The organism is Microbacterium sp. 4R-513 (genome assembly GCF_011046485.1).
Taxonomy (GTDB): Bacteria; Actinomycetota; Actinomycetes; order Actinomycetales; family Microbacteriaceae; genus Microbacterium.
Genome location: NZ_CP049256.1, coordinates 2643969 through 2665248, shown reverse-complemented (window position 1 = coordinate 2665248; position 21280 = coordinate 2643969). Strand labels below are relative to the sequence as shown.

Sequence of the window (21280 nt, the reverse complement as noted above, 5' to 3'; positions counted from 1 at the left end):
CGCCCGATCATCGCCCGCCCCACGGAGGGTCGCTACATCCCGATCCCACGCTTCACATTTGGCGCCCCAACAACCGGCCCGGTCGCCATCGCCGCCAGGTCCCTGGCCCGTGCCGCGCGCCGCATTTCTGCCTGAGCCGCGCGCACGGCATCCTGCATCGTCAACTCCGGAATCCCGCGCTGCATCGACTCGGCAAGGCACACTCGGGCCGCAGCATCCGTCCGCGCCACGACGATCGCCACGTTGCTCAGCCGACCGCGCGTGAGGCCTACGTAGAGCCCCGCGGCATCCACATCCGGCCCGACCACCGAGGCATCGGCGGTGTCGCCCTGCACACCATGCACGGTGGACGGGTAAGCGAGCTGCAGGTGCTCGCGCGCGTACTCGGTGGACACACGCGCCACCTCGCCGCTGTCGCTCACGGAGACAAGAGACAGGTACTCGTCGCGGATACCGCGCACGATCCACTGCGCACGATTCTCGACTCCCGTGAGCCGGTCGTTGCGACGGGTCTGGACGGTGTCGCCGACGAGGATGCGCTGCTGCCCGATTCCCCACGCGGCGAGGCGCACGTCGAGCTCGCCCTGGTCGACTCGCCGTTGCTGGATAGCGTCGTTGATCGCATCCGCCTCAGCATTCGTGCCGGATACCAACGTCGCGCGCTTGCCGCGCGCGTGCGAGTCGAAGTACGCGTCGATCATCCGCTCGCGCGCCGCGTCGTGATGATCGACCCGGTCGACGTGCCGTGTTCGGCAAGCTCGCCCGCAACCACCAGCGCATGCTCGCGATCACCCGCATCCCGGAGCCGCAGTGTGAGCGCCGCGTAGTCGGGATCTTGGAACCGGTGCACCGTGTCGAGCTCGACCGCAGCGTTCGCGTGCCGGATCGCAGAACCCATCGCACCCGCATGCCCGACCGGCAACGCCTGATGGGTGTCACCCACGAACGCCAGCCCGACACCCTGCTCGATCGCGAGTTCGACGAGGACGTTCGCCGTTTGCAGATCGAGCATGCCGGCTTCGTCGACGACGATCCGATCGCGAGAGCGCAACACGTACTGAGTCGGTCCGCCGTAAACCGCGCCCGCCCTGGGATCGACTTCTCCCACTCGAAGCCTGGTCCACACCTTCGCGCCGGCCTCGTCGGTGCCCCATCGGTAGCCATGGTCCGAAAGCAAGGCATGAATACTGGATGCCGCGGCTCCGATCTCGCGAGACGCCACCGACGCGGCCTTCCGCGTGGGAGCAACAACGAGCATCCGACGCCGTTGCGACGTGAGCGCCGCGAACGCAGCGCGCAGCATCGTCGTCTTGCCCGCGCCGGCGGGGCCGGTCACCGTCACGAGCCCGTCCGTGCCGGCGACGGCGCACGCGGCAACGCTTTGCGACGCATCCAGTGTCGACAGGTCCTCGTTCGGTGCGAATCGGCGCAACTCGCCCGGCAGCAGGCAGCGGCCCGGTCGGGCGAGCACGTCTAAGCGGCCGGCGAGACGCACCTTGGCCCGCACGGTCTCGGTCGCCATGAACGCCTTGACGTGCGCCGGCGCCTCCGCAACGAGCCGGTAGACGGCACCCGTGGCGCGCTTGGTGATCTCGGCGATCACGCCATCGAGCCGATCGCGCTCTGCAACGACGCCCGTGCGCGAGAGCGCACGCATTGCGCCCGCGCGGATGTCGAAGCTGCTGAACCTCCCGCCGCATGATGTCGACCGTTCGTCCGCGTCGACGATCGCCTGTGCAGCGAGCAGGTCCAGGTCGAGGGCTTGCGGGTCTGTTGCGGTGACTGGATTGGGCGCGCGCGGGTTGGTCAGACTCGGATCGATCGCTGCGATCTCGTCGCGGACGCGCGCCTCCCATAACGCCTCATCGAGATCGGCCGGCTTGTTCGGACGCGACACCGCCCACGCGCGCCGATCGATCTGCTGCAGCACCTCCACGCTCGGAGCAGATCCTCCGTGCGCCGCCGACCACTCCGCGATCAGGCGCGTGCGGTTGCCTTCGATTTGCGCCGACCGACGCGAGAAGGGTCGGACGGCGCTGGCGAGTTCGGCGATCTCGCCGGTGTCGTCGATCGTGTATCCGTGCCGGGCGAGCGCGTCGATCCACGCGGGATCGGTGTGGGCGGCGAGCTCGCCTTCGGCGTTGACGACGGTGTGAAGTTTCATCGCAACGCGCGAGTCGAGGTTCGACCACTTGCCGTCCGCGCCGAGAACCTTGATGTTCAGCCAGAGGTGACGGTGGATGTGCGGGTCAAGCGCGCGGGAGCGCCGATGCTGCAGCTCGACGACCTCGATGCGACTGATCTCCTCTCGGATGAGCCCTCCGTGCCCGCGCCGCGCGTTGAGCTCTGTCTGCCACGTGAGCAGGATGCGTTCACGTAGCCGGTCCTGCATTGCCTCGAACTCGGCGGCGAGTTCGGGATGCAGCAGCGCGGCGATGCTGTAGGACTTCGGGTGGTTGAGCGTTCCGTCGAGCAGCAGGTCGGCGTCGGGGCTCAGCCGCTGATGGCCGCGCTCTTCCCCGGTGATCGGGTCATGTCCGGTGAGCCAGACTCGAAGGCCGCCGGCGGCGAGCTCGTCGGAGGTGATGACGCCGTTCGCCACGATGAATCGTGAGACGGACGAATCGGATGCGGCACTGTACGCTTCGAGCGCGTCGACGGCGGGGGAGTGCTGGAGGTGGGCGTCGCAGGTGCCCTCGAGCGCGTAGGCGATCGCCTGTCGCACCCCTCGGGATTCGACACCTCGCTTCCATCGCTCGAGACCACCCCGCATGCCGACAGGATAGGGTGCGTTTTGCCCATTATCCAGGGATTTTTATGGCGTGCAGATACGTGTAGGCGAGTGCTTCTAAACGGTGTCACCCACCCTGGGTGCCTGCGTGCATTGCTGTTCGTCTTGAGCTGTTCGTCTTGAGCTGTTCGTCTTGAGCTGTTCGTCTTGAGCTGTTCGTCTTGAGCTGTTCGTCTTGAGCTGTTCGTCTTGAGCTGTTCGTCTTGAGCTGTTCGTCTTGAGCTGTTCGTCTTGAGCTGTTCGTCTTGAGCTGTTCGTCTTGAGCTGTTCGTCTTGAGCTGTTCGTCTTGAGCTGTTCGTCTTGAGCTGTTCGTCTTGAGCTGTTCGTCTTGAGCTGTTCGTCTTGAGCTGTTCGTCTTGAGCTGTTCGTCTTGAGCTGTTCGTCTTGAGCTGTTCGTCTTGGTCTTCGTCTTGCTGCTTGGCTTGCTCTTCGTAATGCTGTTTTTCACTCTGTCCAGGTCCGCGTTCGGCGCGCTCGGCATCGACAGCGCCGCTGTCGTTGTGGGGTCCCGCCACGGCTTTTGCGTTCGTCGAACAGAGTTGCAGACCTATCGCGGTTGCGGCCCGTAGCGATGGAACCAGCTACCGTCGGGGCGATCGTCAGGATCGACTGCAGCCCGCCGACCTAGACCTCGTCCGCCAGGGCAGACGGCACTGAGCCGAGAGTTACCACTCGAAAACACTGCGCAACGCGGGTCTCGGCCGGGCCGCGTCCGATCATCTGAGTTGGATTGAAGACGATCAGAGCATGTGCGGCAAACTTCGGTTCTCGCGGCTGAGTCGGTGGATAGGGATCGGGCCGGACCTCGAACGGCTTCTCAGGTACGCACCCCATCTTCGAGATCTCACACTGCTCGACCTCGTCGCGAGTGGACTCGGCCAGCCCGACGTACTCACCAACGAAGATCGAAGCAGTTTCGACTCGCGCGGCATCAAGGACCTTTGGTCGCCAGACGGAACCGCCGTCCTTTCGCAGGTCGATCGCTCCCGCCTTCAACTGGAAGGCGACCTGACTTCCTTCATCCTGAGTGAGAACGTCCGCCTTGTCCGACGCCATGATGTGCTTCGAAGGCGAGAACGTGCGCCAGAGGACCTCGTCAGCGGCAACAGTGGCCAGAAGGGAGTGGTCGCTCGGAAGCAGTCGCGGCGACCGCTCAGCTGGCAACCGCCACCCGGTTCTCAACGCCTGAAGAAAGTTCGCGAAGAACGACCCGAGCCGAGAGTCGCGACGGGCTCGTTGAGAACTGGCGTGACGGGATGACATCGTCGAGAACCACGACTCCATCTGCACTCATACCCCAGATCTCAATTGAGTCGCCGTCTGAATCGATGCGCATGTGCAGGCTCGCTCCGTTTACAAGCCACTCAATCAAGACACCGCCGTCTTCGGTGGCACTGGGTTGCGGAGTGGGCGCGCCCTCGACGAGCAGGACTGCGAGTGCCCGCTGGGCCGTAACCGCGGAACGCGTGGACGCGGCCCTTGCATTGAGCAGCCGGGTGAGCCGCGTCGTTGCGTAGCGGAGAAGTGCGGCCTTTGACATCTGAGCCGGCGACTTGTCGACTACCTCGGCCCATGTCGCGGCGTTCTCAACGACGGCGAACTCATTCCAGCCATCTGGATATGTGGCTTCTCGCCAGGTAGTCGTCCCGACGTTCGTGAGTCCAGGATCAGTCATTGTCATGTTGCGACTCCCCCCAGGCGAAGCGTGCCGCGTCCGTCGTGATCCACGCGAACGCGTGGCGTGCTTGGACGTGCGCGCTATCTACCAACTGTAACAAGTGGTGCATATCCACGGCACCCGCGACAAAGTAGTTGCTCACCACGGTGAGCACGCTTCCGCGCTGCCCGCCCTCGAGCCGCGGCTCCACGGACAGAGCGACGCGGCCGCTCGGGTTCGGGACACTTACCTGAAACCGGACTTCGACACCCTCGAGGTCGGGATCCCCAAACACGTCGGGGTTTAGCAGTCGGAAGACTTCTGGGGCGGGCCGGTTGATCCCGTTTACGTATGTGTACTCGAGAGTGGTTGGACGGAGCGCTCCGCCAGGAATCTGGGCCGTGACGGCCGCCAGAAGCTGCTCGAGACGCCTCTGCATCTCTCCGTAACCGGGATAGACCGTGCCCTCATTTACCCGCCGCCAATTCACGGTGAGGCGGTCGGCCTGGAGCTGGGCGACCCACACGTTGTCGGCCGACGTGAGCTGAAGGCGAACTGGTGCGGGACCGACGCCCGCGCTGAAGAATGTCTGGAAGACTGAATCACCTTCACCCACAGGTGTGGGCGGGATGGCAGGCAAGAACGCCGACGTGCGGTACTCCCCGCGAAGGGTGTTCACGACCTCGGCCGATGCGGGCGCAAAGTCCCATGCGGCGCCGAACTCAACGCCGGCGACCGCTTCGATCACGGGTGGTTGACCGAATGTGGGTAGAGCTCTCACAGTGACACGCCGCCGCACATGAGAACAACATACAGCGCGCGTGCCCGTGCGAACCCGTCAGGCGCGGGCATGATCACGAAATCGTTCTCATCAATACACTGAACGGACATTCCCCCCACTGCTCACGTCACTCAACTCAGCCGATGCCGTTCGTCAACTACCGCACGTTCTGGAGCGGGGACGGGTGCATTCCTGCGGGCGGCGTGAACGCACACCCTGCGTCGGTGATCGCGATGCCGTTGCCGCCGCCCTGGTCACCCGCAGGGTCATCCGCATGCTCGACGACCGGCTGGCGGGCCGAGTCAGCTGTTCTCGTAGCTCGCCTGTAGGAGGTGCTGCGCTCGATCCAAATGGCGCTGATTCGAGATCCGTAGCTCAAGCTCGCCGGTACCGAAGTGCCCGATGTTCCTGACGTCGCGAGAGAAGCCCTCTTCGAGTTCGACATCATCGGGGTTGACCTTCAGATACACCAGGAGGTTGCGGGACTGCGGGTGCACCTCGACGCACGCGAAGTTCTTCAGCCGGCGGTACGCGAAGTACTGCTTGGTGGCCTTCTTGGAAACGTCGTCACCGAGTGCCACGAGATAGGCATCCAACTGCTCATACAAGGCAGTGAGCTCGGCAGACGACTGACCCAGCAGCTCCGTTACGGTTCGCCCGTGACCGCGTGATACGTCGGGAGCATCATTCGCGGACTGCGGCTCGACTCGAGAGGCGTGGACGAGTTCGAGCGCGAACAGTTCGCCACCGAAGTCGCGATAGGTGACGAGGTCGATCGATCTGTTGATCTGCTCGACAGCGTGTTCGTCGTATCGGGTATAGCCGCTCGCCACGCAGACGAGGCGGGGCGCCCGCCAGTCGATCGCACCGGCGACGTCGCGTCCGAGCTTCTCCATGACGAGCAGGGTGAACTCGGCTTTGTGGTCGAGGAGCCAGTTCAAGTAGAAGAGCCCCTGGTTGATGACATTCTCGTTGGTTGCCCGCTTGTACTCGAAGATCACCGGCGAGTTGTTCTCGTCGATGCCGAGTGAGTCGATGCGGCCGCCGTGTCGGCTGCCGGTGGAGAACTCGCTTGCGAGGAATCGCGTAGCGAACATCTCCTCCATGTTCCGCTCGATGAGTTGCTGCAGCGATCGTTCGAGCGCCACCGTCATACTGTGCAGCTCGGTGGCAACTCCTGCGGTGACGCGGAAGAGCTTGAGGTCAGCCACGCGTAGCCCCCTGGTCCTTGAGGTACTCGTACAACATCGCCGGCAGCGCCTTCCCCAACTCCGCAAACAGGCCGCTGTCATTGAACAGGTCGTCGATGAACGCGGGGGTCTCGTCACGTACCCCGAGCAGCGCCTTCGTGAAGGCCTTCGGCAGCGCCGGGGACTCCGCGAACTGTTGCGGGCTGTTTACCGCCGCCTGGTTCGCGAGCTCCACATCCAACGCAAGCTTCCCGACGATGTGGTTCATGTGAAGGTCGATGACGCCGACGCCGTACTTGTCGCCGAGGCGCTCGTTGAGCTTGTGGATGATCTCCTCGAGCGCAGAGCGGTGCTTCTCGTGGATCGCGCCCGACCCGATCGCAGTGATCGGGTCTAGCCCCGGCCCCTGCTCGAGGTTCAGCTTCACCGACTCGCCGGCACTGATCTTGTAGCCCACCAACGTCACGTCCGAGATATCGACCGGCTCGAGGATAGTCGCGGTGGACAGCTGCGGGAGGATGCGGCGGAAGAAGTAGTGCCGGCGCGGCAGGTCGGTATCTTCGAGGTTGCGGGCCTGGGAGATGAAGTCGTAGAACTTCACGAAGTTCCCCACGTCCGCCTTGAACAGCCGCAACTCGTCCTGCTCAGACTTGTCATCCCCGACGACCGCAGCGAGCCAACGCGTAGCGAAGCGATTCACCGCCGGAGCGGTCGCCGCTGACACCTTCGAGTTCGCGTTCACGCCGCCGACAAGAGCGGCGTCAAACGCCTGCTCGACCTCTGTCATGTCGTAGATCCCGGCCGCGTCGAGCTTCACGACGAGGTCGTAGATCAGGTTGGGGTCGGTCGTCGCGGTGAGCGTCGCCTTCCGGTAGTACGGCAGGAACGCGTCCAGCACCTCGACCGGGTCGTTGACGAAGTCGAGCACGAACGTCTTGTCCTTACCCGGATAGGTGCGGTTCAGCCTGGACAGGGTCTGCACGGCCTGCACGCCACCGAGCTTCTTGTCGACATACATCGCGACTAGGCGGGGCTGGTCGAACCCGGTCTGGAACTTCTCCGCCACGATCATCACGTTGTACGTGGCTGGCTTGAACGCCTCCGCGAGATCCGACGGCACCCCCGGGTTCTGGGTCCGCTCCGTCAACCCCTCACCGACATCGTCAGGGTCCTCTACCGTGCCCGAGAACGCGACCAGCGACCGCACCCCCTGCACGCCAGCGTCGGCGATGTAGGTGTCGAGGTACTTCTTCCACCGCACCGCCTCGACACGCGACCCCGTGACAACCATCGCCTTCGCCTTGCCGTCCAGCAGCGGCTGCACAAACGCGCGGAAGTGGTCGACGACGATCTTCGCCTTCTGGCTGATGTTCGTCGGATGCAGCCTGACGTACTGGACCAGCGCTTTTACCGCGGTCGATTCGTCGACCTCACCGGCGTCGTCGTAGTCGGAATCGGGATGCTGCAGCTTCCACGCCACCTTGTACGGGGTGTAGTTCTGCAGCACGTCGAGGATGAACCCCTCCTCGATCGCCTGCTGCATCGAATACAGATCGAACGGCTCCGGCGTCGCATCCGGCCCCGCATCCTCGGGCACCCGCCCGAACAGCTCGAGCGTCTTGGCTTTCGGGGTCGCGGTGAATGCGAAGTAGGAGATGTTCGGGGCGGAGGCGGTGACCTCCATCGCCCACTGCAGGTACGCCTCCGAGTTGATCGGCGCGCCTTCCGCCACCGCGGCCTGCTCGTCCGGGGACAGCACCTTCGTCAACGCGCCAGCGGTCGACCCGGCCTGCGACGAGTGCGCCTCGTCCGCGATCACCGCGAACCGGCGCCCCTGCAACTCGGGCAGGGTCTGGATCGCCGTGATCAGCGCCTCGAACGACTGGATCGTCACGATCACGATGTTCTTTCCACCGGTCAACGCGGCGGCGAGCTGCTTCGACTTCGACTCGCCCGCATCCTTCGTGATCGACTGCACCACCCCGGCCTGCTTCTCGAACTGCGAGATCGCGTCCTGCAGCTGCTTGTCCAGCACCGTCCGGTCCGTGACCACCACGACCGTGTCGAACACGCGCTCATTCGCATCATCGTGCAGCTGCGAGAGGCGGTGCGCGAGCCACGAGATCGAGTTCGTCTTCCCTGACCCCGCCGAATGCTGCACCAGGTACCTGTTCCCCGGCCCCTCCACCCGTGCTGCGTCGACCAGTCGGGTCACGGCCCGCCACTGGTGATACCGCGGGAACAGCACCTTCTCCGACCGGGTCTTCTTCCCGGTGTCGGGGTCGACATCGACCTCGACCTGCAGGTGTACGAACGACCCCAGCAGCTGCAGCCAGGTGTCGCGCTGCAGGATCTCCTCCCAGAAGTACGCGGAGGCCGACCCGTCTGGCTTCACCGGGTTCCCCGCGCCCTCGTCCGCGCCCTTATTGAACGGCAGGAACCGCGTCTTCGGCCCGGCGAGCTTCGTAGTCATCTGCACCTCGGAGTTCGAAACCACGAAATGGACTAGCGATCGCTTCGCGAACCCGAATAACGGCTCACCCGCCGGTGACCGGTCGAACCGGTACTGGTTCACCGCGTTCCCGATCGACTGCGTGAAGTCCGTCTTCAACTCGACCGTCGCGACCGGGATGCCGTTGACGAACAGCACCAGATCCAACGCCTTGTTCGGATGCTTCACCGAGTAGCGCACCTGACGCATCACCCGCACCCGCATCCGCCCGTACGCCTCCAGCGTGTCAGGGTTGTTTGTGGTCGCCGGCCGGAACTGCGCCAACCGGAACTTCACCGCACCCCCATGCAGAGGCACCATCGAAAAACCCTCGTGAAGAATCCGGATCGTCCCACCGTTCTTCAACGGATCCAGATCCAGCGACTTCGCCAGACGGTTCAGGATGCCGTCACCCGCGGCCCTGCGTTGAACTTCGGTATCGCCGGGGCGAACGACCTTCGCAAACTCGGCCGGCTGCGACTCCGCCAACCACCCCAGCACATCCTCGGGAAACAGGGCGAGCTCACGGTCGTAGCCAGCATCGGACAGTGAATACAGCCACCCGTTCGAGGCGAGGTGCTCGGCGATCTCGTTCTCCAGCACCGACTCCAGATGCGCCCCAGCAACACCACTCACGCCACCACCCCCACATCGATCTTCCCCGTCACCGCAGCCGAGATGAGCGCGGCGCGACGCTCGCGAGCGAGAACAACCGCGTGTCGGGCGGCAAGGATCGCGGCTTCGGTGTCCGTCCACGCTCTGCTGATTCGGGCTGCGATGCACTCTGCGCGCGAGGGTGTGAAGAGTGGCACCTCAACATCGCCCAGTTCCTGCGCATTCAAGTGCGGTTGCGCCGCACGCGCGCTCAGGCCATCGATCTGCGCCTCCTTGACCTCTCTCGCAAGAAGCGAGTATCCGACTACTTGAGCAAGGCGCGGATCGTGCGGGCGGAAGACCATGTCGAAGCCGGCAATCGACCCGGCGTACTCCGCACTGATGATGGTCGAGTCACCGGTAAGTGCTCCACTTCGCACAACCACGATGTCACCCTCGCGAAGCCATACGATTCGGGAGGATGGAATGTCGGCCGGGTCAACGAAGACTAGGCCCCTGGCATCGACCTTGCCTGCGTTCACATTGGTGGCCCGGATGAGGGGTACGCCTTCGTCGACGTAGGGCGGAGGCTCTCCGATCCCATACCGAATGCGCCCGAGGTGCTTCAAGCGGACTCGTTCAGTGCTCGCCTGGAACAATTCGCGGGTGAGGAGCGCCGAGCGACGTTCGGTGAGGAGGGTGATGAGTTCCTCGTTCTTAGCGATGAACGCGTCGATCTGCGCCGTCTCCCGATCCAGATAGTCCGCAATCGCCCGCTGCTCCTCGAGGGGCGGAACAAGCACAGGAAATGCCATCAGGTCTGCTCTGCTCATCTGCAGCGAGTTGGGGCGGATTCCGGTCAGAAGCGCGGTGTATCCCTGCACGTAGATGGCGGAGCGCATCAGGTGGTGCGCGTACTTGCTATCGAGGCGCTCGGAGATCCAGTAGGCCCGATAAGCGGGGCTGACGTGGCCAAGGAGCTCTGATACGCCGAGCCCGGCGTAGTTCAGCCACATCGTGTTCACGGCGAGTTGGCCCGGACGAACAACCCGGTAGGTCTCAAGCTGGTCATTGTCGCGGATCAGCGACTCGGACTCGTAGACCTTCTCTTCGACTCCGCGGTACCCCGAGATCGAAAGCATCGGTCCGACCGGAGTTGGTCCATTGACCTCCTTCGACTCGCGAAATAGCCTCCTAAACGGCTCGACGGCCCACCCTTCCGGAATGCCGCCGATCCAGGGCACGCCTGAGTCGTGGGCTCTGCGATTCACCGTTCGACCTCGACGAGCATTGCGCGGAGTTGCTCCATGACGACGTCGAGGTCGCGGTCGATCTCTTCGAGCGGGCGCGGAGGGACGTACTGGTAGAAGTGGCGGGTGAAGGGGATCTCCGCCCCTTCTTTAGTCTTCGAGCGGTCGACCCATGCATCGGGTGAGTACGGAAGCACCTCCCTGGCGACGTAGGCGTCGACATCCTCATCCCACGGCACGTTCTCCGTGTCGCGAAGCGAGGCGTCCGGTTCCGGGTTGCCTTTCGCGTCGATGCAGGTGTCGGCCGTGTCGTCCTGTTCACCGAGCTCCATCGTCACGGTCTTGAGCAGCGGTGCGGGGAGGGTGAGGCCTTCGGCCTTCGCGGCATCCTTCAGCACCTTCTGGAACTCGGCACGGTTGGTCCACACCATGTCGGTGCCGAGGCGGCCGAGGGCGACGCGCAGGGCCGCGGCATCCGTCTCATTCAGCTTCTGGATCGCCTTCGCCTCGAAGACGGTGTCGATGCGTTCGGGGGTGGCGCGCCAGTTGAGTTTGAGGGGGCGCTCGACGGTGATGGTGCGGTAGAGGAAGTCCTCGTTGCGGAAGATCTTCGAGTGCTCGCCGTCCTCGAATCCGGCGTAGAGGCCGACGATGGTCTCGATGTTCTTCGGGGAGAATTCGTTGCGCTTGGACCCGAGGCCCTTGCGGAGCTTGGTGAACATCTCACGGCCGTCGATGAGCTGCACCCGGCCCCTGCGGTTCGCGTCTTTGCGGTTGGTGAGAACCCAGATGTAGGTGGAGATGCCGGTGTTGTAGAACATGTCCCTCGGCAGTCCGATGATCGCCTCGACGAGGTCGCGCTCGAGCAGCCACTTGCGGATGTTCGACTCACCACCGCCGGCGCCGCCGGAGAACAGCGGAGACCCGTTGAGGACAATCGCCATGCGGGAGCCGCCGTCTTCGGGTCTACGCATTTTCGACACCAGGTGCAGAAGGAACAGCATCGCGCCGTCGCTGACGGCTGGGGTGCCGGGGCCGAAGCGGCCGTTGAAGCCGAGCTTGGTGTGTTCGTCGTCGACGTAGGTGCGCTGGTCCTTCCAGTCGACTCCGAAGGGCGGATTGGACAGGCCGTAATCGAACTTCCTGTCGTCGAAGGCATCTTCAGTGAGGGTGTCGCCGAGGGCGATGTTGTCGACGTCCTGGCCCTTGATGACCATGTCGGCCTTACAGATCGCGTAGGAAGCGTCGTTGTAGTCCTGCCCGTACAGGCTGAGCTGGATGCTCGGGTTCAGGGTGTGGAGGTACTCGTCTGCGACCGAGAGCATGCCGCCCGTGCCCGCGGTGGGATCGTAGATGGACCGAACCACACCCGACTTGGACAGCGCGTCGTCGTCGAGCGCGAACAGCAGCTCGACCATGAGCTTGATGACCTCGCGCGGCGTGTAGTGGTCACCTGCGGTCTCGTTCGACTTCTCGTTCGCGAACCGGATGAGCTCCTCGAAGACCAGGCCCATCTGGATGTTGCTGACCGTGCGAGGGTGGAAGTCGGCCTGCGCGAACTTTTCCGTCACCGCGAACAGCTTGTTCTTCTCCGCCAGCTTGTTCATCGTCTTGTCGAACTCGAACCGCTCGAAGATGTCCCGCACGTTCGGGGAGAACCCCGCCAGGTACGAGGAGAGGTTCGCGCGGAGGTCGGCGGGGTCGGCGACGAGCTTGGAGAAGTCGAACGGGGAGGTGTTGTAGAACTGGTGCCTCGACGCCTCGGTCAGCTTGATCGTCTGCAGCATCTCGGGAAGTGACGCGATTCCCTTGGCCGCCTCCAGCACGGCGGGCTTCGTGTCGGCGAGGACGGCGTCGAGGCGGCGGAGCACCGTGAATGGCAGGACGACCGACCCGTACTCCGAGGGTTTGAACGGGCCGCGAAGGGACTCGGCGATGTTCCAGATGAAGGCGACGTGATTCACCACAGGTGGGCACTCCTGCTATAGGGCAACGAACAAGCGGCAGCGACGCCGCGAACTCTCCCATCCTGGCCCATCGCACGCGGCTCTCCAGCAGCGACTCCCCTGCGCACCGCCGGCACGAGCAGACGCACTCAACCTCGGCGCGCGGTGCTCACCCGCGGTGTTATCGCGATTGGCGGATCTAGACTGGCGCAGATTCCGCCCGCTGCACGGGCGTGCGGGATGTGCAGTCGAAGGGCAGCCCGTGGGCAAGCAGATCAAGGTGGTCGGCGCCGTGATGGTCCGCGATGGCGCGGTGCTGTGCGCGCAACGAGGCCCGCTCGGAAGCCTGCCCGGCAGATGGGAGTTTCCGGGCGGCAAGATCGAACCCGGCGAGACGGCTCGGCAGGCGCTTGAGCGCGAAATCGCGGAAGAGCTCGGTTGCACGGTCGACGTGGGCGCGGAGTTGACGACGACCACGCACGCCTATGACTTCGGTGACGTCACACTGACTACGTTCTGGTGCACATTGAAGTCTGGCGCTCCCAAGCTGACCGAGCATGCCGACGTGCGCTGGCTGCCGGCGCGAGATCTCGAATCGCTTGATTGGGCGCCGGCTGACATTCCCTCAGTGCGAATGATCGTTGCGCAGGGCACCCCCGGCTAGGGGTGGAGCAGCTCAAACGAGTCGCCGTCGCGCGCGGCGACTGTTATCCCAAGGTCTGCAGAGAGCTCCTGCAAGTCTGGCTCCGACCGCCCGGGCAGAAGGATCATCGGAGAGACCTCCGTAGCGAGTTCTCGGGCGTTGTGCGCGTAGTCGAGTACTTGGCCGATTGCCATACGAACGTACTCGCGTCCGGTTGACTTCTTCGCCTCGACCACCCAACCTTCGGCCTCGACATACATATCTGGCTCGATAATGGTCCCGCCGACGGGCAGCCGCAGGCGGCTCGCAGGGGTGCCGCGGCCTTCCAGCCATCGACCAAAATCAGCCTGCAGCTGAAATTCGACCCGCGACACTACTCTGTCACCCGGCGGGAGTTGCGTGCCATCGACGACGAGCTTCATGTCCGACGCGTCCGGCGGATTCCACGGGCCGATCTGAGGTTTGAGCATCCGCAGTTTGCTGCGGTTCGGTGCCAGAAGGATCGGGTTCGCGTCGAGAGGCACGAGGTTGAAAACAATTGCCCGCCGGAGAACCTTGTCCTCACCGGGAATCATGTGGAGCTCGCACACTGGATCACCCGTCGTGAAGGCGCCCACGTATGTAGCGTAGGGGGACTTCGCGTTGAAGAGGCGGATTATGCGCCCTTCGTCGGCTGACTCTAAGAGCGCCTTGTTTCCGTCAATGAACTCCTGATTTCCCGAGGGGCCCTGGCCTGTGTAGGCGAACGAACCGTCCGGCCGCAGCCCCTCGAGCAGGTCGTACCCGTATCGTGCGCCGCGGGCGGGGTCAGTAAAGATGAAGATGTCGCGCGTCTTCGTCGATGTGGTTATTCCGCCTTGGTGGCGACCACCGTACCGGCGATGGATCGCGCGACGACGGACCCGATCTCCAATCTCGAGCGCCCATTCCGACTCGTCGGACACTGTCGGGAGTCGGGAGCGAACTTCGAGCGCCTGGAGATCGTCAAGCACCCACCTCGTGGCATCGTCGGGGAGTGTGCCGTACAGTGACCGGAGGACGTCGCGGACACGCTTCTGTGATACCCCGAAGTCCAGCGCGAGCGTCGCCGGGGTTACAGGTTCCATTGCGCGAGCGTATCGGTCCCTTACTGAGATCCATGGGCGCCACTACTACTGCGGCTGCCGGAATGATCAAGTTCAGCTGTCCTCCGACATCCGCCAGTTCAGCGCTCGGGCGCGGCGCAGTGCTCGTCGGCGAACGGCTGCTAAGGGACGCGCGCCAGCGCGGAGTCTGCAAGGAGTGAGCGGCGAGAACGGAGACGCGACCGATCGCTACACTCTCGGCGTCGGAGGGAGGCGCTCCTCCAACCCAACGCCAGTTGAGGACGTCTTCCGACATCTATCCACATCGGTGATCGACCGCGTTGACGACCGCCGGACAGTGTCCGACACTGGCCCGATACTGACCGTCGAGCCGGCACGAGCGGAGGTCGAGATGGGCAGCATCACGCCGTACGAATCGGCGAAGGGTCGACGCTACCGCGTCCGCTATCGCAAGCCGGATCGCACTGAGGCGGAGAAGCGTGGCTTCACGACGATGCGCGAGGCGAAGCTGTACCTCTCGATGGTCACGGTGTCGAAGTCGAAGGGCGAGTACATCGACCCATCCTCGTCACGGGTTCCGGTTCGGATGTTCGCGGACAGCTGGCTGCGGTCCAAGCAGCCGCCGATGTCGAAGCCGTCCTACTACATGACGCTCGAGCGGGCGTGGAAGAACCATGTCGAGCCGGTGTGGGCCGACAGAGAGATCTCGTCGATCCGGCGCGCGGAAGTCCAGGACTGGGTGTCGGACCTTGCGATGCAAAAGTCGCGCACGGTCGTTCTTCGAGCGCTAGGAGTCCTCGCTGGCATCCTCGACGTTGCCATCGACGACCGTCGCCTTGCCAGCAATCCGGCCCGTAACGTGCGCAGTCTTCCTCGGCGCGGCCCAGGCAAGCGTCGCGTCTACCTCTCGCATGACCAGGTCGCGACGCTGGCGGCGTGCTCGGCGTATCCGACGCTTGTCCTCACGTTGGCGTACACCGGGCTCCGGTGGGGCGAGGCGACCGGGCTGCGGGTGCGCAGCGTGAACCGGCTCCGCCGGCGCTTCGTCATCGAAGAGAACGCGGTGATGATCGCGTACGAGATCCACGTCGGCACGCCGAAGACGCACGAGAAGCGCTCGGTCCCGTACCCCGAGCGTCTCGCGCCGATGATCGACCAGGCGTGCGCCGGCAAGGGTCCGGAGGGTCTGTTGTTCGGCGACGGGGTCAATCACATGCGCAACTCGGGCAGCAAGGGATGGTTCGCGAACGCCGTGCGGCGCGCCCAGGAGTTCGATCCATCGATCCCTCGACTCACTCCTCACGACCTTCGACACACGGCCGCGTCGCTCGCGATCAGCTCGGGCGCGAACGTGAAGGCCGTGCAGCGGATGCTCGGGCACGCGTCCGCAGCGATGACGCTGGACACCTACGCCGACCTCTTCGACGACGATCTGGATGCCGTCGCGACGCGGCTGAACGACCAGATGCCGCTGGTCGCGCTGCCGTCGGGTCCGCAGACGCGCCACGCGCGACCTCAGTGACCGCCGAGAGCAGATTGCTCAGTTTCTCGACGAGGCAGATTTCGCCCGAAACGCTCGATTTTGGCGCTCTCAGACGTCGCGCGCAGCCCGTTGCGGACGGCTATTTTCGGCTCACCGAATTTTCAGTATGCGGGCAAAAAGCGGGCAAAAGCGCGTTCTGCGTGGTCAGACCACAGAAAAAATTTCTGGTCAGAGGCAAAAAGAGACTGTGCCCCTGGAGGGACTCGAACCCCCAACCGTTTCCTTAGGACGGAACTGCTCTTCCATTGAGCTACAGAGGCTGGCGGCATCCAGTCTAGGGCTCGGCGTCGGATCCCCCGGCCTCCGGCGCGGCCTACTCGGGGCGCACCGCCACGACGACTTTGCCGAGAGCGCGACCCTCGCCGTGGTGCGCGAGCGCATGCGGCACCGCCTCGAGAGGGTGAACGCTGTCGATGTGAACGCTGACCTCGCCGGCGAGAATGCGGTCGGCCAGCGGCGTGAAGTGCGAAGGCCCCTCCTGCACCACCAGGAGGCCGAGTCGTGTGCCGGTAACGGCGCCGACCAGCGTTCCGAGGGTCAGGAGGCGGAAGATGGTGCGGGTCGTGCCGCCGACCATGAAGTAGCGACCGCCCCGCGCGAGAGCACGGCGGTAGGCGAACACCGACCTGCTCGCGACGAAGTCGACGATCAGGTCGTACGGGCCGGTGCGCGTGAAGTCCTGAGCGCGATAGTCGATGACCTCGTCCGCGCCGAGCTCCCGCACAAACGCGAGCTTTGCGGCGTTGTCGACGCCCGTCACGTGCACGCCGGCGGCCTTCGCGAGCTGCATCGCGAACGACCCGGAACCACCGCCGGCGCCGTTGATCAGCATCCGTTCCCCCGGCTTCACCCGCGCGACGGCCTGCAGCGCGATGGCGCCCGACTGCGGAATCGTGGATGCCTCGGCGAACGAAAGTCCCGCGGGCTTCGGCGCGAGCGCGGAGGCGGGGGCTACGGCGTACTCGGCGAAGCCGCCCATGAGCTGCAGGTTGTCGCCGTAGACCTCGTCGCCGACGCGGAAGGCCAACACTCCAGGCCCGACGGCGGCGACGCGCCCGGCGATGTCGGAGCCGAGGACGTGCCGGCGAGGCGCGGTCAACCCGCCCATGCGCGCGTAGGCCGGTCTGCCGGTCAGGCTCTCCCAGTCGCTCAGGTTGATCGACGTCGCGACGACTTCTACCAGCACCTGACCGGCCCTGGGCACGGGAACCGGGACGTCTTCCAGGCGCAGCTCGTCAGGGCCTCCGTACCGGTCGTAGACGACAGCTCTCACGGGTCAAGTCTCGGCCACATCGCGCCGTGAGTTCAGACCGCCGTGGCTAGGGCTCGGCCGAGTCGCGCTCCGCCGCCTCGCGGGCAGCGCGGGCCTCGCGCCGGGTCTGCGGCGGACCGCCGACGCCGACCACGGCGAGCTCCTCGGTGTGCGAGGCGTTGGGCTCGACGAGCGCCCCCATCTCGTTGGCCGCCCGCTGCGCCTCGAGCGCCGCCTGGTCGTCCACGGCCTCCTGCAGCGCCGACTTGTCGCGCAGCGGCGGCGTGCGGAAGAACAGCGACAGGATGAAGGCGACGAGCACGACCCACATCGCGACCCAGTACACCGTGACGGCCGAGGCGTTGAAGGCGACGAGCATCGGCTTGGTGAGGGCCGGGTCGGCTCCGAGCAGGAATGAGGTGTCGTTGATGGCCGAGTCATCCGTCGCCGAATCGTCGTCACCCTCGGCGAACTGGTCCTGGATCGTGGGGACGACGGATGCGACGAACGCCGCGCGCTGCTCGGGATCCGAGAAGTCGAGGGTCACCGTGCCGTCCTCGGCGACCCGGGCTACGGGCACCTGCTGCTGGATCTTCTCGGTCGCGGCGGCCTGCGCCTGCGCCACGGCCGCGGTGGTCGCTGCTTCCTGCGCAGAGGCGGGGATCGTGCCATCGGCGACCTGTTCGGCGACGGCCTGGACCGCGGCATCCGTCGCCTCTGAAAGCCCGGCTTGCACCTGAGCCGTCGTCGCACCGGTGATGCCGGAGACGATCGGCGTGTAGATCTTGTCCATGATCTCGGCGTTCGCCGGATCGTTCGCGACGTCCGGATCGAACGCCGCATCGAGCGCCGAGGTGAGGGTGTCTTCGTCGGCGAAGGAGGTCTGGATGTTCGCCGGCATGACGGCGAACATGAGCGAGAGCAGCACGGCGGTGCCGAGGGTTCCGCCGATCTGGCGGAAGAAGGTCGAGGCGCTCGTCGCGACGCCCATGTCGCGCAGGCCCACGGAGTTCTGGCTCGCGATCGTGAGCGTCTGCATGAGCTGCCCGAGGCCGAGCCCGAGGAGGAGCATCGCGCCGGCCATGAACCAGTACGACCCGTTGTACTGCAGGTGCGTCAGCCACCAGAACGCCACCGTCATGAGGGCGGTGCCGAGAATTGGGAACATCCGGTACCGGCCCGTGCGGGCGATGATCTGGCCGCTGCCGATCGAGGCAATCATGAGGCCGAGGATCATCGGCAGCATCTGCAGGCCGCTCTCGGTGGGCGTCGATCCGAGGACGAGCTGCAGGTACAGCGGGATGGTGAGCATCGCGCCGAACATGCCGAAGCCGACGAAGACGCCGATGACGGTCGCCATCGAGAAGGTCGGCGAGCGGAAGAGCTTCAGCGGGATGAGCGCGTCATCCTTCATCCGGATCTCGGTGACGATGAACGCGACGATGCCGATGGCGCCGATCGCGTAGCAGAGGAGCGAGATCGGCGAGCCCCAGCCCCACTCGCGTCCCTGCTCGGCAACGAGCAGCAGCGGCACGAGCGCCGTGATGACGAATGCGGCCCCGAACCAGTCGATGCGGACGGAATGACGTGGATGCCTCGGAATGTGCAGGAAGCGCAGCACGATGGCGAGAGCGAAGATGCCGATCGGCACGTTGATGAGGAAGACCCAGCGCCATCCGTCGATGCCGAGGATCTGGTCGGCGCCGGCGAAGAGGCCGCCGATGAGGGGGCCGAGCAGGCTCGAGATGCCGAAGACCGCTAGGAAGTAGCCCTGGTACTTGGCGCGCTCGCGCGGGGCGAGGATGTCGCCCATGATCGCGAGCGGCATCGACATAAGACCGCCGGCTCCGAGTCCCTGGATCGCGCGGAAGGCCGCGAGCTCGAGCATCGAGGTCGAGAACGACGCGAGGATCGACCCGATGATGAACACGACGATCGCGAAGATGAACAGCGGCCGACGGCCGAAGATGTCGGAGAGCTTGCCGTAGATCGGCGTCGAGATCGTGGAGGTGATGAGGTACGCCGTCGTGACCCACGCCTGCTGACTGAGTCCGTGCAGATCGTCGCCGATCGTGCGGATGGCGGTGCCGACGATCGTCTGGTCGAGGGCCGACAGGAACATGCCGGCCATCAGGCCGAAGATCACGAACAGGATCATCCGGTGCGTCATCACCGGATCGGTGCTCGGCGATGGGCTCGTTCGCGAGGCGGCGACGTCCGACATGAATTCTCCCGAAGAGGTGCTCGTTCTGGCTCGGCGACTCCGGCGTCGTCAGTCTCGGCTCATCGTAAACCCCGCGGTCACGGCGAGGGGGCGTGGGACGGTTCGGACGGGATCAGGATGCCGGGGGCCCGACCCGTGCGGCGATGTCTCCGGCCCCGCGCCGGGGTCGCATGCGACGGCGGGCGGCCCCGAGGGGACCGCCCGCCGTCGGATTCAGGTCAGCCTGCAGCCTGGTTGTAGGCCCGCGTGGCCGCTTCCTGAGCGCCCTTCAGCGCTTCTTCGGCGGTCTTCTCGCCGAGGAGCGCCGAGGTGACCGCGTTCTGCAGCTCCGTCTGGATCTGCTGGCCGGCCGGAGACGAGCCGAACGACTTGCCGCTCGCGGTGACGTCGTAATAGGTGTTGATCGCCTGGTCGAAGCCCGGGAAATCGGTCGCCTTGACGTACTGCTCGCGGATCGACTGGTCGTTCTCGGGTGAGCCCGTGAACAGACCGGCGTTGATGCCGAAGCGCGAGGCGTCGGCCTTCGTCGTCTCATCGCGCGCCTTGCCCGCAGCCTCCCACGCGTCCTTCGACGTGAGGGCGAGCGCGTACGCGCAGGCCGCAGAGGGGTTCTTCGCCGAGGTGGGGATCACGAAGGAGGTTCCGCTCGCGACCGTGAACGGGTCGCCGTCCTGGGTCTTGAGCGGCACAGCGCCGATCTGCACCTTCTCGGCGTACGGCGTGAGCACGTTCACGTACCACTGGTCGAACACCGCGGCGCCCACCTGGTCGGCGACGTAGGAGTTGTTGTCACCGAACACGTCGAACGAGTCGACGAAGCTCTTGACGTTGGCGTAGCCGCCCTGCGCGTCGTAGATCTCCTTCAGGAACTCGACCGCCTTGGCGTTGTTCGGGTCGTCAAGGGCGGGCTTGCCGTCCTTGTCGATCGTCTGACCGCCGAAGCTCAGCATCCACAGTCCGGCCTTCGAGACGCCCTGCGGATCGAAGCCCAGTCGCGTGGGGTTCTGGCCGTCCAGAACGGTCATCTTCTTGATCGCTTCGAGGAGTGCGTCGGGGTTGGAGGTGTCGAGCTGCTCGTCGGTGACGCCGGCCTGCTGCATGACTCGCTCGTTGAGCAGAAGGGCCGGCGGCTGGTAGAACTGCGGCACCGCATACACCTCGCCGTCGTAGGTCACGTCATCGATCACTTGCGGATACCAGTACGACTTCGGGTCGACGCCGTACAGGTCGAAGCACTTGTCCAGCGGCATGATGAGGCCCTGGGCGGCGTAGGTGGCCACGAACTGCCGATCCATCTGGACGACGTCGCTGATCTTGCCGCTGGCGGCGCGGGTGGTGAACTTCTGCGCATCGAACGCCGATGCGTCGACCTTGACCTTCACGTCGTTCTCGCCGACGACCTTCTCGGCGACGTCCATCCGCGACGTGCCGACCTCGTCGGCGTTCTCGAAGCCCCACACGGCGAGGTCGCCGCTGTAATCCTTCGAGAGGTCGCCGCCGCCCGCCGCTCCCCCGCCTCCGCCGCCGCATGCGGTGAGGGTGACGAGCGACACGGCGGCCGCGACGGCCATCAGTGCGTACCTGGTCTTCTTCATCGAACTTCCTCTCGGAGCTGTGATCCGATGGCGTGCTCAGCTGCGAACTCGCCTCGGGCGATGCAATTGTGAGAACCTTCCCACATTTCGGACGATAGAGCAGTGGTCATCGCTACGACAACCGCCACCCTCTCTTCTTGCCATTCCGCAGAATTGCGCACGAACCTTGCACCTGCCAAGGGCCTTTCTCTGGGAACGTTCTCAGGAGAAGCGGTTCTCCGCTCTCGTGTCGCGGTG

The 21280-nt window shown here is 64.9% G+C and carries 16 protein-coding genes and 1 tRNA gene; 2 read left to right on the top strand and 15 right to left on the bottom strand.

What is annotated here, in order from left to right; all coding sequences use genetic code 11:
- Window positions 1-32: 32 nt before the first annotated feature.
- From G5T42_RS17745 to G5T42_RS11670, 10 genes are all read right to left on the bottom strand, one after another.
- A complete protein-coding gene (locus G5T42_RS17745) occupies window positions 33-701 on the bottom strand; it encodes a hypothetical protein (RefSeq protein WP_241245796.1) in 669 nt (222 codons plus the stop codon).
- Window positions 698-2725 (bottom strand): AAA family ATPase, encoded by a 2028-nt coding sequence (locus G5T42_RS11710; RefSeq protein ID WP_241245795.1) that lies wholly within the window; start codon window positions 2723-2725, stop codon window positions 698-700. Before G5T42_RS11710 ends, G5T42_RS17745 begins: the two co-directional genes overlap by 4 nt.
- A gap of 123 nt (window positions 2726-2848) precedes the next feature.
- The gene (locus tag G5T42_RS11705; protein ID WP_165128716.1) at window positions 2849-3307 is read right to left on the bottom strand and encodes a hypothetical protein; all 459 of its coding nucleotides are present in this window, start codon (window positions 3305-3307) and stop codon (window positions 2849-2851) included.
- Window positions 3308-3416: 109 nt separating this feature from the next.
- Entirely contained in the window at window positions 3417-3848 is a 432-nt protein-coding gene (locus G5T42_RS11700; RefSeq protein ID WP_165128714.1) for a hypothetical protein, read from the bottom strand.
- A 97-nt stretch (window positions 3849-3945) separates the two neighbouring features.
- A complete protein-coding gene (locus G5T42_RS11695; protein WP_165128712.1) occupies window positions 3946-4473 on the bottom strand; it encodes a hypothetical protein in 528 nt (175 codons plus the stop codon).
- Window positions 4460-5197 carry a TIGR04255 family protein gene (locus tag G5T42_RS11690; protein ID WP_165128710.1) on the bottom strand — a complete coding sequence of 246 codons (738 nt, stop codon included), beginning with the start codon at window positions 5195-5197 and terminating at the stop codon, window positions 4460-4462. Before G5T42_RS11690 ends, G5T42_RS11695 begins: the two co-directional genes overlap by 14 nt.
- 335 nt (window positions 5198-5532) lie before the next feature.
- Window positions 5533-6441 carry a DUF5655 domain-containing protein gene (locus G5T42_RS11685; protein ID WP_165128708.1) on the bottom strand — a complete coding sequence of 303 codons (909 nt, stop codon included), beginning with the start codon at window positions 6439-6441 and terminating at the stop codon, window positions 5533-5535.
- Window positions 6434-9547, bottom strand: coding sequence for a DEAD/DEAH box helicase family protein (locus G5T42_RS11680; protein WP_165128706.1), 3114 nt, complete (start codon window positions 9545-9547; stop codon window positions 6434-6436). Before G5T42_RS11680 ends, G5T42_RS11685 begins: the two co-directional genes overlap by 8 nt.
- Window positions 9544-10749, bottom strand: a complete 1206-nt coding sequence (locus tag G5T42_RS11675) for a hypothetical protein (RefSeq protein WP_165128704.1) — start codon at window positions 10747-10749, stop codon at window positions 9544-9546. The genes G5T42_RS11680 and G5T42_RS11675 overlap by 4 nt, the downstream gene beginning before the upstream one ends.
- 23 nt (window positions 10750-10772) lie before the next feature.
- A complete protein-coding gene (locus G5T42_RS11670) occupies window positions 10773-12722 on the bottom strand; it encodes a class I SAM-dependent DNA methyltransferase (protein ID WP_165128702.1) in 1950 nt (649 codons plus the stop codon).
- 241 nt (window positions 12723-12963) lie between these two features.
- Between G5T42_RS11670 and G5T42_RS11665 the strand changes: the two genes are divergently transcribed.
- A complete protein-coding gene (locus G5T42_RS11665) occupies window positions 12964-13365 on the top strand; it encodes a (deoxy)nucleoside triphosphate pyrophosphohydrolase (protein ID WP_165128700.1) in 402 nt (133 codons plus the stop codon).
- Here G5T42_RS11665 and G5T42_RS11660 read toward each other — a convergent pair.
- Complete coding sequence (locus G5T42_RS11660; protein ID WP_165128698.1) at window positions 13362-14450, bottom strand: hypothetical protein; 1089 nt, start codon at window positions 14448-14450, stop codon at window positions 13362-13364. The two genes, G5T42_RS11665 and G5T42_RS11660, sit on opposite strands and share 4 nt — an antisense overlap.
- 316 nt (window positions 14451-14766) lie before the next feature.
- On the opposite strand from G5T42_RS11660, the gene G5T42_RS11655 reads away from it, so the two are divergent.
- Window positions 14767-15951, top strand: coding sequence for a site-specific integrase (locus G5T42_RS11655; RefSeq protein ID WP_347103818.1), 1185 nt, complete (start codon window positions 14767-14769; stop codon window positions 15949-15951).
- A gap of 209 nt (window positions 15952-16160) precedes the next feature.
- Here G5T42_RS11655 and G5T42_RS11650 read toward each other — a convergent pair.
- The 4 genes from G5T42_RS11650 to G5T42_RS11635 form a co-directional block, all read right to left on the bottom strand.
- Window positions 16161-16232, bottom strand: a tRNA-Arg gene (locus G5T42_RS11650).
- A 53-nt stretch (window positions 16233-16285) separates the two neighbouring features.
- Window positions 16286-17245, bottom strand: coding sequence for an NAD(P)-dependent alcohol dehydrogenase (locus G5T42_RS11645; RefSeq protein WP_165128696.1), 960 nt, complete (start codon window positions 17243-17245; stop codon window positions 16286-16288).
- A 46-nt stretch (window positions 17246-17291) separates the two neighbouring features.
- The gene (locus tag G5T42_RS11640) at window positions 17292-19394 is read right to left on the bottom strand and encodes an MDR family MFS transporter (RefSeq protein ID WP_165128694.1); all 2103 of its coding nucleotides are present in this window, start codon (window positions 19392-19394) and stop codon (window positions 17292-17294) included.
- Window positions 19395-19666: 272 nt separating this feature from the next.
- On the bottom strand, window positions 19667-21043 hold the full coding sequence (locus G5T42_RS11635) for an extracellular solute-binding protein (RefSeq protein WP_165128692.1): 1377 nt from the start codon (window positions 21041-21043) through the stop codon (window positions 19667-19669).
- Window positions 21044-21280 lie beyond the last annotated feature (237 nt).